This window comes from Pseudomonas sp. DW-iso17, assembly GCF_058725345.1.
Genome location: NZ_JBZXEA010000046.1, coordinates 239,926 through 254,969, shown reverse-complemented (window position 1 = coordinate 254,969; position 15,044 = coordinate 239,926). Strand labels below are relative to the sequence as shown.

At 62.0% G+C, this 15,044-nt stretch carries 10 protein-coding genes; 5 read left to right on the top strand and 5 right to left on the bottom strand.

Annotated features, from left to right (window positions below):
* Positions 1–178: 178 nt before the first annotated feature.
* Complete coding sequence (locus AC4PS6_RS26275; protein ID WP_003188294.1) at positions 179–1,597, bottom strand: short-chain fatty acid transporter; 1,419 nt, start codon at positions 1,595–1,597, stop codon at positions 179–181.
* A gap of 186 nt (positions 1,598–1,783) precedes the next feature.
* Here AC4PS6_RS26275 and AC4PS6_RS26270 point away from each other — a divergent pair, with 186 nt between their 5' ends.
* On the top strand, positions 1,784–3,073 hold the full coding sequence (locus AC4PS6_RS26270; RefSeq protein ID WP_336827495.1) for an MFS transporter: 1,290 nt from the start codon (positions 1,784–1,786) through the stop codon (positions 3,071–3,073).
* Between the two features lie 4 nt (positions 3,074–3,077).
* Here AC4PS6_RS26270 and AC4PS6_RS26265 read toward each other — a convergent pair whose 3' ends face one another.
* A complete protein-coding gene (locus tag AC4PS6_RS26265) occupies positions 3,078–4,448 on the bottom strand; it encodes a GntT/GntP/DsdX family permease (protein WP_336827496.1) in 1,371 nt (456 codons plus the stop codon).
* Between the two features lie 217 nt (positions 4,449–4,665).
* On the opposite strand from AC4PS6_RS26265, the gene AC4PS6_RS26260 reads away from it, so the two are divergent.
* From AC4PS6_RS26260 to AC4PS6_RS26245, 4 genes are all read left to right on the top strand, one after another.
* Complete coding sequence (locus tag AC4PS6_RS26260) at positions 4,666–5,571, top strand: cation diffusion facilitator family transporter (protein WP_047712521.1); 906 nt, start codon at positions 4,666–4,668, stop codon at positions 5,569–5,571.
* Between the two features lie 109 nt (positions 5,572–5,680).
* The gene (locus tag AC4PS6_RS26255; RefSeq protein ID WP_336827497.1) at positions 5,681–6,907 is read left to right on the top strand and encodes a TolC family protein; all 1,227 of its coding nucleotides are present in this window, start codon (positions 5,681–5,683) and stop codon (positions 6,905–6,907) included.
* Positions 6,908–6,926: 19 nt separating this feature from the next.
* The gene (locus AC4PS6_RS26250; protein ID WP_336827498.1) at positions 6,927–8,033 is read left to right on the top strand and encodes an efflux RND transporter periplasmic adaptor subunit; all 1,107 of its coding nucleotides are present in this window, start codon (positions 6,927–6,929) and stop codon (positions 8,031–8,033) included.
* Positions 8,034–8,051: 18 nt separating this feature from the next.
* Complete coding sequence (locus AC4PS6_RS26245; RefSeq protein WP_336827499.1) at positions 8,052–11,195, top strand: CusA/CzcA family heavy metal efflux RND transporter; 3,144 nt, start codon at positions 8,052–8,054, stop codon at positions 11,193–11,195.
* 59 nt (positions 11,196–11,254) lie between these two features.
* On the opposite strand, the gene AC4PS6_RS26240 is transcribed toward AC4PS6_RS26245, so the two are convergent.
* From AC4PS6_RS26240 to AC4PS6_RS26230, 3 genes are all read right to left on the bottom strand, one after another.
* Positions 11,255–12,715: a heavy metal sensor histidine kinase gene (locus AC4PS6_RS26240; protein ID WP_014716796.1), complete on the bottom strand. Its 1,461-nt coding sequence runs from the start codon at positions 12,713–12,715 to the stop codon at positions 11,255–11,257.
* Complete coding sequence (locus AC4PS6_RS26235) at positions 12,712–13,386, bottom strand: heavy metal response regulator transcription factor (RefSeq protein WP_014716797.1); 675 nt, start codon at positions 13,384–13,386, stop codon at positions 12,712–12,714. The genes AC4PS6_RS26240 and AC4PS6_RS26235 overlap by 4 nt, the downstream gene beginning before the upstream one ends.
* A gap of 337 nt (positions 13,387–13,723) precedes the next feature.
* Entirely contained in the window at positions 13,724–15,043 is a 1,320-nt protein-coding gene (locus AC4PS6_RS26230) for an OprD family porin (RefSeq protein ID WP_122299623.1), read from the bottom strand.
* Between the last annotated feature and the right edge of the window lies 1 nt (position 15,044).

The following is a 15,044-nucleotide window of genomic DNA, read 5'->3' as shown; positions in this document are numbered from 1 at the left end:
CGAGATGTTGCAAGATATTTCGCAGGACGGTAGCAACGGAATGTGACGGAACAAAGACAGGTTTAAGAGCGCTACAAAACAAACTGTGGGAGCGGGCTTGCTCGCGAATGCGATGGATCAGTTAATGAATCCGCTGACTGACACTCCGCATTCTCGAGCAAGCCCGCACCGACCCCTTTTAAGGCATCACAGGCGGCAAATACTTCAGCGTCGTCCCCAACGCCCACAGCAAAAACAACACCAGCGGCGTATGCACCAGCAACTGCACAAATGAAAACCCGATCAAATCCCGCGCCTTCAGGCCCAGCACACCCAGCAACGGCAACATATAAAACGGGTTGATCAAGTTCGGCAGCGCCTCGGCGGCGTTGTAGATCTGCACCGCCCAGCCCAGGTGGTATTGCAGGTCATTGGCCACTTGCATCACATACGGCGCTTCGATGATCCACTTGCCGCCACCCGAGGGGATGAAGAAACCCAGCACCGCCGAATACACGCCCATCAGCAGGGCGTAGGTGTCGTGGGAGGCGATGGAGGTGAAGAACGTCGAGATATGGTGCGCCAGGGTCTGGCCGTCGCCGCCCTTGACCACGGTCATCAGTGCGGCGATCGAACCGTACAGCGGAAACTGGATCAGCACCCCGGTGGTGGTCGGCACCGCTCGGGCCACGGCATCGAGGAAGCTGCGCGGGCGCCAGTGCAGCAGCGCGCCCACCATGATGAACAGGAAGTTATACGTATTGAGCCCCGAGATAGCGCTGATCGCCGGCTTGGTCGAGAACTCATGGAACAGCCAGCCGGCCGCCAGCAACGCCAGCAGAATCGTCAGCAATGGGCTGTGTTCCAGCCATTCACCCGGGCGGGTCGGCGCTTGCGGCTTGGGCAGGTTGAAGGCAGGGTCAATGCCGCAGGCCTTGGCATCCCGGGCGCTGTTGGGGCCAGGCGCGGTGGCGTAGGCGATGATCAGCGACACTACGATCAGCGCCAGCAACAGCACGCCGGATTGCCACAAAAAAATAGTCTCGGTGAACGGGATCATGCCGGTGATCGACAGAATCGACGGCGGCAAGCTGGCCGGGTTGGCCTGCAACTGCGCGGCCGACGACGACAGCCCCAGCGCCCATACGGCCCCCAGGCCCAGGTACGCTGCAGCGCCAGCGGCACGGTAGTCCATGCGCAAGTCCGTGCGCCGGGCCAATGCCCTTACCAACAAACCGCCGAACACCAGGGACAGGCCCCAGTTAAGCAATGAAGCCACCATGGAAATCAACGCCACCCAGGCCACGGCCGAACGGCCATTCTTGGGAATACGTGCCAGGCGGTCGATCAACTTCACTGCCGGCGGTGAACTGGCGACCACGTAACCGCCGATCACCACAAAGGCCATCTGCATGGTGAACGGGATCAGGCTCCAGAACCCATCGCCAAATGCCTTGGCCGCTTCGGCCGGTGCGGCGCCCATGCCCAGGGTCGCCACGGCGACGATGATCACGGCAAGGGCGGCAAACACCCAGGAGTCAGGAAACCAGCGCTCGGCGAAGTTGGAGCAACGCAGGGCAAATCGGGCATAGCGGCTGTCTTCGATAGCATCGGCCACGAGTCTTTCCTCTTGTAGTTATTATGGGGTTTGGCAGTTTTACGGCATGTTCCTCTACGGCCATTGATTTGGGAATGTTGTTATCTTCAACGATCAATGAGTAAAACAAATATATCCGTCACGATTGCCATCGATGGGCTCAGCTCATAACCTGCACGCCATTTTGTTTGTCTGCCGAGCCTGCACATGACTGCCACCTTTTCCCCACGGGCGCAGCGTTTTTCCCGCTCCGACTACAAAACCCTGGGCCTGGCCGCCTTGGGTGGAGCCCTGGAAATCTACGACTTCATTATCTTCGTGTTCTTTGCGCTGACCCTCAGCCAACTGTTCTTCCCCCCAGAAATGCCCGAGTGGCTGCGCCTGCTGCAAAGCTTTGGCATCTTCGTCACCGGTTACCTCGCCCGTCCACTGGGCGGCATCCTGATGGCGCACTTTGCAGACCACCTGGGACGCAAGCGCGTCTTCAGCCTGAGCATTCTCATGATGGCCTTGCCCTGCCTGCTGATCGGCGTCATGCCGACCTACGCGCAAATCGGCTATTTCGCCCCGCTGATCCTGCTGGCGCTGCGCGTGCTGCAAGGCGCAGCGGTGGGCGGCGAAGTGCCCAGCGCCTGGACCTTCGTCGCCGAGCACGCACCGCGTCACCATCGTGGCTATGCCTTGGGTTTTTTGCAGGCCGGCCTGACCTTCGGTTACCTGCTGGGGGCACTGACCGCCACTTTGCTCGCGCAAGTCTTCACCCCCGCCGAGATCCTCGACTACGCCTGGCGCTTCCCCTTCCTGCTCGGCGGCGTATTCGGCGTGATCGGCGTATGGCTGCGCCGCTGGCTCAGCGAGACCCCGGTATTCCTAGAGATGCAGGCGCGTCGCCAGGCCGCCGCCGAAATGCCCTTGCGCACCGTGCTGCGCGACCATCGCGCCGTGCTGCTGCCGGCGATGATCCTCACCTGCGTGCTGACGTCTGCCGTGGTGGTGCTGGTGGTCATCACCCCGACCATGATGCAGAAAACCTTCGGCATGAGCCCCAGCCACACCTTCGCTCTGAGTGCCCTGGGCATCGTCTTCCTGAATATCGGCTGCGTCCTCGCCGGCCTGCTGGTGGACCGCATCGGCGCGTGGCGCGCGGTATTGGTCTACAGCCTGTTGCTGCCGGTGGGCATTGCGCTGCTGTACGCCAGCCTGATCGCCGGCGGCGTGTGGCTCGGAGCAGCGTACGCCGTGGCGGGCCTGAGTTGCGGCGTGGTGGGCGCGGTGCCGTCGGTGATGGTCGGGCTGTTTCCGGCGCCGGTGCGGGTATCCGGCATTTCCTTCACCTACAACATTGCCTACGCACTCTGGGCAAGTACTACACCGTTGTTGTTGATCGCGCTGATGCCGACCAGCCCGTGGATCTGCGTGGGGTATTGCGTGGTGATGGGGGCGGTTGGGGTAGCGAGTGTGGCGCTATTTGGCAAGCGCCACACCTTGGCCGCCTGAGGGGTCAGGTCAGGAAGTGCCAGAGCAACAAGGTACCCACTAACCCGACCACCGAAACAATCGTCTGCAACACCGACCACACCCAGATCGTCTGTTTCAACTGCAAGCCAAAGTACTCACGCACCATCCAGAACCCGGCGTCGTTGACGTGGCAGAAGAACACCGAGCCGGCGCCAATCGCAAGGGCGACCAATGAGCTTTGCGTTGCCGCCAACCCGGCCATCATCGGCGCGAGGATGCCGGCGGTCGTGGTGGTGGCGACGGTGGCCGAGCCGGTGGCCTGGCGCAGGGCCACGGCGATCAGCCAGGCCAGCAGCAGGTAGGGCATGTGCGCGCCTTCGGCGACTTTGCTGATGGTCTGGCTGACGCCGGCGTCCAGCAGGGTTTGCTTGAGGCCGCCGCCGGCGCCTATGGTCAGCAGCAGTACGGCGATGGGCGCCAGGGCTTTGCGCAGGGTGTTGCCGACGTCGGCGCGTGGCATGCCCGCCGCCCAACCCAGGCAGACGACCGCGGCGATTACGGCCAGGCCGAGGGCGACCAGCGGTTCACCGAGGAACTTCAAGGTCAGGGCGAGGGTGCTTTCCGGCGCCAACGCGACTTTAGCCAAGGTGCTGCCGAGCATCAGGATTACCGGCAACAGAATGATCAGCAGCGACACACCGAAGCTCGGCTGGCGCGGGGCCTTGGGCGGTGCGCTGAACAAGGCGCCGATATCGGCCGGTTCCTCCACGTGCAGGCGCTTGGACAGCCAGTTGCCATACAGCGGCCCGGCCAGGATCACGGCCGGCACCGCCAGGCAAAAGCCCAGCAACATGGTCAGGCCCAGGTCGGCGTGCAATGCGCCTACGGCAATCAGCGGCCCAGGGTGAGGTGGCATCAAGGCATGCAAGGTGGTCATGCCCGCCAGTGCAGGGATGGCGATCTTCAGCAATGGCTGGTTCGAACGCTTGGCCATCACAAAGATGATCGGCACCATCATCACCAGGCCCACTTCGAAGAACAGCGGCAGGCCGATCACCATGGCAACCAACGCCATCACCCAGGGCAATGACTTGCCTTTGCCCAGCCCGAGCAACGTGGTGGCAATACGGTCGGCCGCGCCGGATTCGGCCATCAGCGCGCCGAGCATCGCACCCAGGGCAATGATGATCCCGGCTTCGCCGAGAATCGCCCCGGCGCCTTTACTGAACGCCTTTGCCACTTCTTCCGGCGGCAGGCCGGCGCCGACCCCGGCGATAAAGGTGCCGATCAAAATCGACAGGAAGGGCGGCAGTTTGGTCGCGCTGATCAGCACAATGATGCTGGCGATCGCCAACAGCACGCAGAGCATGAGGCGGGTGTCGTGAACCATCCACGCGGCAGTCGATAACTCCAAAACGGGACTCCTTATCGAGCAGGTTGGCTAATATGTTTCTTTTTGTTTCAGCCTGAAAAGCATACCTGATAGCGCTCCCCCAACGCGTGCATGAACGATTTTGGTGCGCCCGAAGCTAACGACGCTCTGGCGCTCAGATGACAATTTTGCAAACCATGCCAGTGGAACTGGCCTATAGCTCTATGATCCGCCCCATCCCAACCCACGAGGACATTTCATGAGCGCAGGACACAGCCACGCCCAAGTACGCGCCGGCCACGAACGCAAGTTATGGATCGCCCTGGGGCTGACCGGCAGTTTCATGCTGGCCGAAGTCATCGGCGCCTTTGTCACCGGCAGCCTGGCGCTGTTGTCCGATGCAGCGCACATGATGACCGACGCCCTGGCCCTGGCGATTTCCCTGGTGGCGATCCAGGTCGCCAAGCGCCCGGCAGACCGCAAGCGCACCTTCGGTTATGCGCGGTTCGAGATCCTGGCGGCCGCCTTCAATGCATTACTGCTGTTCGCCGTGGCGTTCTACATCTTGTACGAGGCTTACCAGCGGCTGCAGGCGCCCGCCGAAATCCAGTCCACCGGCATGCTGGTGATTGCGCTGCTGGGGCTGGTGGTCAACCTGATCTCCATGCGTCTGCTCAGCGCCGCCAGCGGCGAGAGCCTCAACGTCAAGGGCGCCTATCTGGAAGTCTGGAGCGACATGCTGGGCTCCGTCGGCGTGATCATTGCCGCGCTGGTGATCATGTTCACCGGCTGGGGTTGGGTTGACTCCGTGGTCGCGGCCGCCATCGGCTTTTGGGTATTGCCGCGCACCTGGACGTTGCTCAAGGCGAGCATGAACATCCTGCTGCAAGGTGTGCCGGAGGGTGTGGACATCGAACAGGTGGAGCAGGGCATTCGCAGCGTGCCTGGGGTCAAGGACGTGCACGACCTGCACATCTGGGCCCTCACCAGTGGCAAGAACGTGCTGAGTACGCACCTGGTCGCGGATGCGTCCCAAGGCAGCGAGCAACAGATCCTCAGCCGAGTGACGGAGTTACTGCACGAACAATTCGATATTTCCCACGCCACGATCCAAGTGGAGGGCGAGGGATTCACGCACGACGAGCATGACGAAGTGCATGCCTGAGCCTGGCTAACGGATTTGTAATCTTTCGCCCACGGCCCTGATAAGTACCGAAAGCTACATTGCCCCCGCTGGGAAACCTCAGCGACTTCATGGGCGTGGAACTCTCGTTATGGCACTTTACGTTAGAACACTGTTGGGGGCGGCGGCATTGGCACTGTGGATATCCGCAAACGCCGCCCAGGCACAACCCCTCACCCTCGATGCTGCCTTGCAAACCGCCTTCGCCAACAACCCGGACCTGGCGGCCGCACAATGGGAAATCGACATCGCCGAAGGCGGCCGCCAACAGGCCGGCTTGATCCCCAATCCGGTGGCCTCCTGGGACGCCGAAGACACCCGCCGCAACAGCCGCACTACCAACATCAAACTCAGCCAGACCCTGGAACTGGGCGGCAAGCGCGGTGCGCGTATCGAAGTGGCCACCCGCGCCCAGGATGCCGCCGCGCTGACCCTGGAGCAGCGTCGCAACCAGTTGCGCGCCGAGGTCATCGACAGCTACTACGGCGCCCTGCGTGCCCAGGAACGCCTCGACCTGGCGCAACGCTCCATGACGCTTGCCGAACGCGGCCTGGTGGTCGCCAACGGGCGCGTCACTGCTGGCAAGTCGTCACCCGTGGAAGCCACTCGCGCCCAGGTGCAGGTGTCGCAAATCCGTCTGGAATTGAACCGCGCACAGATCGGCCTCACTGACGCCTACCGTCGTCTGGCCACCAGCACCGGCAGCGCCGCCACCGACTTCCAGGTCGTCGCCACGCCAAGCACTTCCGTACCGGCGTTACCCGCCGCCGCGCCATTGTTGGCACGCCTTGAGCAGACCGCCGAATTGCGCCTGGCCGAACTCAACATTGTGCAGAACGAAGCCAGCGTGGGCCTGGAAAAAGCCCAGCGCATTCCGGACCTGGACGTGTCCATCGGCAGCCAATACGACGCCAGCTTGCGCGAACGGGTGAACCTGGTGGGCGTGTCGATGCCGATCCCGTTGTTCAACCGCAACCAGGGCAACATCCTCGCGGCCACCCGACGCGCCGACCAGGCCCGCGACCTGCGCAACGCCGCGGAGCTGCGCCTGCGCACCGAAACCCGCCAGGCCCTGGACCTGTGGCAGACCGCGAATACCGAAGTGCGCGCGTTCAACCAGCAGATCCTGCCCGCCGCACAAAGTGCGGTAGACAGCGCCACCCGTGGCTTCGAGATGGGCAAGTTCAACTTCCTCGACGTGCTCGACGCCCAGCGCACCTTGATCGCGGCCCGCACCCAATACCTTGCGGCCACCGCCCAGGCCACCGAGGCCTGGGTACGCATCGAACGCATTTACGGCGACCTCGCCCGCTTTTGATTTTTCCTGGAGTCTCCTGATGAACAAAAAACATGGCATGGCGCTCGCCGTCGCCCTGGGCCTGATGCTTTCCGGCTTCGCCCACGCCGAGGAAGAAGAAGGCAAGCTCGAACTCACCGAGCAGCAGATTCAAGCCGCCGGCATCCAGTTGGCCCAGGCGCAACCGCGTGCCATCAGCACCGTGCTGACGCTGCCGGGCGAGGTGCGTTTTGATGAAGACCGTACCTCCCACATCGTGCCCCGTGCGGCGGGCGTGGTGGAGGCGGTGAAGGTCAACCTGGGCCAGTCGGTGAAGAAGGGCGAACTGTTGGCGGTGATCGCCAGCCAGCAGATTTCCGACCAGCGCAGCGAATTGGCCTCCAGCGAGCGCCGGGTCGAACTGGCGCGCACTACCTTCAAGCGCGAGCGTCAGTTGTGGCAGGACAAAATCTCTGCCGAACAGGATTACCTGCTGGCGCGGCAAACTCTGCAAGAAGCCGAAATCGCCCTGAACAATGCGCGGCAAAAAATGACTGCGCTCAGCGGCACTGCCGTATTGGCCGGCGGCAATCGTTATGAACTGCGTGCGCCCTTCGCCGGTGTGGTGGTGGAAAAACACCTGGGGGTGGGCGAGGTGGTCAGTGAAACCAGCAATGCCTTCACCCTCTCGGACCTGTCCCAGGTGTGGGTCACCTTCGGCGTATTTCCCAAAGACTTGAACAAGGTTCGCGTGGGCAAACCGGTGAAAGTCAGCTCGACGGAAATGGGCACCGAAGTGCTGGGTACCGTGGCCTATGTGGGCAACTTGCTCGGTGAGCAGACGCGCACCGCTACCGTGCGGGTGACGGTCCCCAACCCTGACGACGCCTGGCGCCCGGGCTTGTTCGTGGCCGTGCAAGTGGCCACCGATACCTACCAGGCCAAGGTGACCGTGCCGCAAACCGCTATCCAGACCGTCGAGGACAAACCCTCGGTGTTTGTGCGCACGGCGGACGGCTTTATCACCCGCCATCTTGAACTGGGCGTCAGTGAAAACGGTTACGTCGAAGTGCGTAAAGGCCTGGAGGCCGGCGCGAAGGTGGCGACGGCTGGCAGCTTCATCCTCAAGTCCGAACTGGGCAAAGGCTCGGCCGAACACGCCCATTGATCCTGCGAGTGATTCCCCATGTTTGAGCGCCTTATCCAATTCGCCATCGAGCAGCGCATTATCGTGTTGCTGGCGGTGCTGTTGATGGCCGGTGTCGGCATCGCCAGCTATCAGAAACTGCCCATCGACGCGGTACCTGACATCACCAACGTACAGGTGCAGATCAACTCGGCGGCGGCCGGTTTTTCGCCGCTGGAAACCGAGCAGCGCATTACCTTTCCCATCGAGACGGCCATGGCCGGCCTGCCGGGCCTGCAGCAGACGCGTTCGCTGTCGCGTTCCGGTTTGTCCCAGGTCACGGTGATTTTCAAGGACGGCACCGACCTGTTCTTTGCCCGCCAACTGGTCAACGAGCGTCTGCAAGTGGCGCGCGAGCAATTGCCCGACGGCATCGAAACCGCGATGGGGCCGATTTCCACTGGCCTGGGGGAAATTTTCCTGTGGACCGTCGAAGCCGAGGACGGTGTGCGCAAAGAGGACGGTACGCCTTACACCCCCACCGACCTGCGGGTGATCCAGGATTGGATCATCAAACCGCAGCTGCGCAACGTGCCAGGCGTGGCCGAGATCAATACCATCGGCGGCTTCGCCAAGGAATACCAGATTGCGCCAGACCCCAAGCGCCTGGCCGCCTACAACCTGACGCTCAACGATCTGGTCACGGCGCTGGAGCGCAACAATGCCAACGTCGGCGCCGGTTACATCGAGCGCAGCGGCGAACAGTTGTTGATCCGCGCGCCGGGCCAGGTGGCGTCTATCGACGACATCGCCAACATTGTCATCACCACCTCGGACGGCACGCCGATCCGCGTGCGCAATGTGGCCCAGGTCGACATTGGCCGTGAGCTGCGTACCGGCGCCGCCACCGAAAACGGCCGTGAAGTGGTGCTGGGCACGGTGTTCATGTTGATCGGTGAGAACAGCCGCAGCGTGTCCCAGGCGGTGGCGAAAAAGCTGGAGGAGATCAACCGCTCGCTGCCCGAAGGTGTGGTGGCCGTCACCGTCTACGACCGCACCAACCTGGTGGAAAAAGCCATCGCCACGGTGAAGAAAAACCTCTTCGAAGGTGCGTTGCTGGTGGTGGCGGTGTTGTTCCTGTTCTTGGGTAATATCCGTGCAGCGCTGATCACGGCGATGGTGATTCCGCTGGCGATGCTGTTCACCTTCACCGGCATGTTCACCAACAAAGTTAGCGCCAACCTGATGAGCCTGGGCGCGCTGGACTTCGGCATTATCGTTGACGGTGCGGTGGTGATCGTCGAGAACGCCATCCGCCGTCTGGCTCATGCTCAACACCGTCATGGACGGTTGCTGACCCGCAGTGAACGCCTGCACGAAGTGTTCGCCGCGGCCAAGGAGGCGCGACGCGCGCTGATCTTCGGGCAGTTGATCATCATGGTGGTGTACCTGCCGATCTTCGCCCTCACGGGCGTGGCCGGGAAGATGTTCCACCCGATGGCCTTCACGGTGGTGATTGCCTTGCTCGGCGCGATGATTCTGTCGGTGACCTTCGTACCGGCGGCGATTGCGTTGTTTGTCACCGGCAAGGTCAAGGAAGAAGAAAACATTGTGATGCGCAGTGCACGCCGGGTGTATGACCCGGTGCTCAACTGGGTGATGGTGCGTCGGCCCTTGGTGTTCGGCCTGGCCGCACTCACCATCGTCGTCTCGGGTCTGGTTGCCAGCCGCATGGGCAGTGAATTTATCCCCAGCCTCAGCGAAGGCGACTTTGCCCAGCAGGCGCTGCGTGTGCCCGGCACCAGCCTGACCCAATCGGTGCAGATGCAGCAGCAACTGGAAAAAACCTTACTGGCCCAAGTGCCGGAAATCGAGCGGGTGTTTGCACGCACCGGTACGGCGGAAATCGCCTCCGACCCGATGCCGCCGAATATTTCCGACAGCTACGTGATGCTCAAACCCAAGGACCAATGGCCGAACCCGAAGAAGTCCCGCGAGGCAATTATCGCTGACATCCAACGGGCCAGCGCGATTGTGCCGGGCAGCGTGTATGAGCTGTCGCAGCCGATCCAGTTGCGTTTCAACGAGCTGATTTCCGGAGTGCGCAGCGATGTGGCGGTGAAGGTGTTTGGCGATGATATGGCGGTGCTCAACCAGACAGCTGGGGAAATCGCCGAGACCTTGCAGAAGCTCAACGGCGCCTCGGAAGTGAAGGTGGAACAGACCTCCGGCCTGCCGGTGCTGACCATCAATATCGACCGCGACAAGGCCGCTCGCTTTGGCCTGAATGTAGGTGATGTGCAGGACACCATCGCCGTCGCGGTCGGTGGGCGCCAGGCCGGTACGCTGTACGAGGGTGATCGGCGTTTTGATATGGTGGTGCGCTTGTCCGATACGTTGCGCACCGATATCGACGGCTTGTCACGCCTGCTGATCCCGGTGCCGGCGCTGGCGAGTAGTACCTCGGGGCAGTTGGGCTTTATCGCCTTGTCCCAGATTGCCAGCCTCGACCTGGTGCTGGGCCCCAACCAGATCAGCCGCGAGAACGGCAAGCGCCTGGTGATCGTCAGCGCCAACGTGCGCGGGCGCGATATCGGCTCGTTTGTCGAGGAGGCCGAAGCCGCCATCACCACCCAGGTGAAAGTCCCCGCCGGTTACTGGACCACCTGGGGCGGCCAGTTCGAACAGTTGAAGGAGGCTTCTGAACGCTTGCGCATCGTGGTGCCGGTGGCCTTGCTGTTGGTGTTCGGGTTGCTGTTCATGATGTTCAACAACCTCAAGGACGGCCTGCTGGTGTTTACCGGCATCCCATTCGCGCTCACCGGCGGGATCATGGCGCTGTGGCTGCGCGATATTCCGCTGTCGATTTCAGCGGGGGTGGGCTTTATCGCCTTGTCGGGCGTTGCGGTGCTTAATGGCCTGGTGATGATCGCCTTCATCCGAAACCTGCGCGAGGAAGGTCGCTCATTATCGGTGGCGATCCACGAAGGCGCGTTGACCCGTCTGCGCCCGGTGCTGATGACCGCGCTGGTGGCGTCCCTGGGGTTTATCCCCATGGCGCTCGCCACCGGCACCGGCGCCGAAGTGCAGCGCCCATTGGCGACAGTGGTGATTGGCGGGATTATTTCTTCGACCTTGCTGACCTTGCTGGTGCTGCCGGCGTTGTACCAATGGGCTCATCGCCGCGATGAAGAGACCGCCTGACAACCGTGAAAACGCCGCAACCCCCCTGGGGGAGCGGGCTTGCTCGCGAATGCGCCGGGTCAGTCGATACCTGTACTGACGGATACACCGCCTTCGCGGGCAAGCCCGCTCCCGCAGGGGGCCAACGGTGCTTCCAGAGCCTGGGGAAACACCAGGCTGAACCGCGTAAAACGCCCAGGCTGGCTGGTGACATGAGCATGCCCCTGATGCAAATGCATGATCGATTTCACGATGGCCAGCCCCAGCCCGGTGCCGCCCTCGGCACGGGTACGGCTGCTGTCGGCGCGGTAGAAACGTTCGAACAGGTGCGGCAGGTGGTGCGCTTCAATGCCTCGCCCCGGGTTGCCCACCGACAGCGATACGCTCTGCTCGTAGGTCTCCACCAACAGCAACACGGTAGAGGCCTCGGGTGTGTGGCGAATGGCATTGGAGAGCAAGTTGGAAATCGCCCGCTGGATCATCAGCCGATCGCCCGTCACCCAGGCATCGCCGCGCAGGCTCAGGGTGATGTGTTTGTCTTCGGCACTCAGGGCAAACAACTCCATCACCCGCTGGGCTTCCTGCGCCAGGGACACCTCGGTGAATGAGGCCCGGGCCGCGGGGTGGCTGACCTGCGCCAGAAACAGCATGTCGCTGACAATCCGCGCCAGGCGTTCGAGCTCTTCGGTGTTGGATTCCAGCACCGCCTTGTATTCCTGCGGCGGGCGCTGGCGCGACAGGGTCAACTGGGCCTTGCCCATCAGGTTGGTCAAGGGCGCGCGCAGTTCGTGGGCCAGGTCATCGGAGAATTGCGAGAGTTGCTGCACCCCGGCGTCCAGGCGGTCGAGCATCACGTTGATGCCGTGGGCCAGTTCACCCAGTTCGTGGGGCAGGTTGTCCACAGACAAGCGATGGGTGAGGTCTTGGGTGGTGACTTTCGCCGCCACCTGGCTGAACTGCTTCAACGGTGCCAGGCCCCGTTGCACCAGCCACCAGGCGCCCATGCCAATCAGTATCAGCAGTAGCGGCAGCGCAATCAGCGTGGCGCGCAGGTAGGCACTGAGCAATGCCTGGTCGTCCATGCGGTCCAGGGACAGCAGCACCCGCACGCGTTCACCGTTGGCCAGGCGCATCAAGCTGGAGGCACTGAGTATCTGGTTGCCGTAGCTGTCGACCCAATTGAGGTAGCCCAGGGTTTCCCGTGGCTTGAAGTCGGTGAGCAGTGGCTCCTGGGGCTTGCTGCCGACGTTCAGCAGCACGCTGTTATCGGGCGCGGTGCCGACGATGGTCAGGTGGAAATTGTCGTGGCCGATCACCAGGTCCATCAGCGAGTGCGGGCGGCCGCGAATGGCGTGGGCGTCCAGGCCCAGGGCCAGGCTGTGCTGGATCTGTTCCATTTTGCTTTCCAGGTTCTTGCGCGCGAGTTTTTCCAGCTCATGGGTGAGGGCCAGGTAGGCCAGGGTCGCTAGCAGCAAAACCAGGCCCGCGCCCATCAGGCTGACCGTCAGGCCCAGGCGCATCGACAGGCTGCCGGTCTTCATGGGCGCGCTTCCAGCACGTAGCCCACGCCGCGAATGGTGTGGATCAGCTTGACCTCGCTCTGGTCATCCACCTTGGCGCGCAGGCGGCTGATGGAGACTTCGACCACGTTGGTGTCGCAGTCGAAATTCATGTCCCAGACCAGGGAAATAATCTGTGTGCGGGTCAGCACTTCGCCGGCCTGGCGCATCAGCACTTGCAACAGGGCGAACTCCTTGGTGGTCAGGTCGATGCGCCGGGTGCCGCGATAAGCGCGGTGGCGGCGCGGGTCCAGTTCCAGGTCCGAGACGCGGAACACTTCCGGCTGTGGAATGTGCTCGCTGCGACGCATCAAGGTGCGCACGCGGGCCAGCAGTTCGGGAAACTCGAACGGCTTGACCAGGTAATCGTCGGCGCCCATGTCCAGGCCCTTGATCTTGTCAGCCAGCCGGCCACGGGCGGTGAGCATCATCACGCGCTGGGTGCCGTTGCGGCGCAATTCTTCCAGTACTTGCCAGCCATCCTTGCCCGGCAGGTTGACGTCCAGAATCACCAGTTCATAGGCGTGTTGCCCGGCCAGGTGCAGGCCGTCGACGCCATTGGCGGCGCAGTCGACCACGTAGCCACTTTCGTTCAAGCCCTGTTGCAGGTAGTCGGCGGTTTTCTGCTCGTCTTCAACCACAAGAATACGCATGGGGGTTACCTCTTGAATTAGGGGGAGAGAAGGCGCCCATGTCCCTATGGCGGCGGTTTCGGAAGTGGGAAAAGTCTGAAGGCTAAAGTAGCTTTAGGGTCAACTGCGACCGTCGGTCGCATGTGTCGCAGGCAAAAAAAACGCCCCAAGCGGGGCGTTAAAAATTCATCTCTTTCCAAAGGAGCTACACAAAAGCTTCAGAGATGAATGTGCTCGGGTGAATAAGTTGAAGCGAGTATAGAAAGTTCCACTTAACGAGAAGCTGAGGCCAATATTACAATTTTGATAACTGGCTATTTGTGAACAGATGTTAGTTAATCGCGAGCGAATGTAAGGGCTACAGCACGACCAATGGGTATTCGGCAATCAGACGAACTTCTTCCAGGTCTGACTCGAACGCACTGGAGCGCACGGTGGCCTGGCGCAAGCGCAGGGACAAATCTTTCAAACGCCCACTTTGCACCACGTACTTGGCCTCGATATCCCGTTCCCAGCGGCGTTGATCGGTCAAGGGGTTACCCGCTGCATCGCGGCGCATATACACGGCATTGGCGTTGCTATAGTCGGCGCCGGTGCCTTTGCCGTAGCGGGTCATGAACGACAGGCCGGGAATGCCGAACGCCTGCATGTCCAGGTCGTAGCGCAGCATCCATGAGCGCTCCTTGGGCGCATTGAAGTCGCTGTACTGGATGGAGTTGTTGAGGAAGATCGAGTCTGACTGGCGCAGGTAATCAAAATCATCGTCGCCGTTGTTGCGCTGGTGCGACACGGCCAGGCTGTGGGCACCGACCTTGACCCCGAGCCTGGCGCTCCAGATGTTGTTGTCGAACTCGCCGAGCCGTTTCTGGCCTTCGTCCACGGCCTTGTAGTAGTTGAAGTCGCCGAACAATGACACGTCGTCGGTCAATGCGTAATTGGCATTGCTGCCGAAGTAGTACTGATCCCAGGCGTCCTTCAAGCGGCTGCTGTACAGGCTAAAGCCCAGATGGCTGTTGAGCTGGTAGTCACCGCCGAAGTAGGCGATCCAGGGCGAGTCGACCTTGCCTGCATAGAAGGTGGCAAAGCCTTTGTTCATGCCGCTTTCACTGGGCTGGCTCATGCCGCTCAGGCGCCCGCCTTGCAGGCTCAAGCCTTCCAGGCTGGTGTTTTGCAGGGTGACGCCGCGAAAGCTCTCGGGCAACAGGCGAGAGTCGCCGTAGGCCACCACCGGGGTGAGTGGGAACACGTCGCCGGCCTTGATCACGGTGTCCAGCACGCGCAGTTTCGCCGCGCCGCCGATTTTGCTGTAGCTGTCTTCCGGCTGGTTGTCGCTGTTCACCGGCAGCACGCCGAACGAGCCTTTGCCGCCGCTGCGGCCGCTGCCCGAGTCAAGTGTGAGGCCGTACATGGCGAATGCGTCCAGGCCAAAACCCACGGTGCCCTGGGTAAAACCGGATTCGAATTTGCCGATAAAGCCCTGGGCCCAGGCTTCGGAGTAACCATTGCCAGTGGGGCTGGACTGGCCTTTGCGGTCATCGCGGTTGAAGTAGAAATTGCGTGCCAGCACGTTGATGCGACTGCCCTCGATAAAACCCTCGGGCTTGTCCTCCACCGCCATGGCGGCCATGGGCAGTGCAGCCATCAGTGAAAAGGGAAGGGTGTAATGACGAATGCTCATG

Bases quoted from the DNA above. Each gene is read 5' to 3' on its own strand.
- AC4PS6_RS26270 (WP_336827495.1), top strand. From the start codon at position 1,784: ATGACTGCCACCTTTTCCCCACGGGCGCAGCGTTTTTCCCGCTCCGAC.
- AC4PS6_RS26245 (WP_336827499.1), top strand. From the start codon at position 8,052: ATGTTTGAGCGCCTTATCCAATTCGCCATCGAGCAGCGCATTATCGTG.
- AC4PS6_RS26235 (WP_014716797.1), bottom strand. From the start codon at position 13,386: ATGCGTATTCTTGTGGTTGAAGACGAGCAGAAAACCGCCGACTACCTG.
- AC4PS6_RS26260 (WP_047712521.1), top strand. From the start codon at position 4,666: ATGAGCGCAGGACACAGCCACGCCCAAGTACGCGCCGGCCACGAACGC.
- AC4PS6_RS26255 (WP_336827497.1), top strand. From the start codon at position 5,681: ATGGCACTTTACGTTAGAACACTGTTGGGGGCGGCGGCATTGGCACTG.
- AC4PS6_RS26230 (WP_122299623.1), bottom strand. From the start codon at position 15,043: ATGAGCATTCGTCATTACACCCTTCCCTTTTCACTGATGGCTGCACTG.
- AC4PS6_RS26240 (WP_014716796.1), bottom strand. From the start codon at position 12,715: ATGAAGACCGGCAGCCTGTCGATGCGCCTGGGCCTGACGGTCAGCCTG.
- AC4PS6_RS26250 (WP_336827498.1), top strand. From the start codon at position 6,927: ATGAACAAAAAACATGGCATGGCGCTCGCCGTCGCCCTGGGCCTGATG.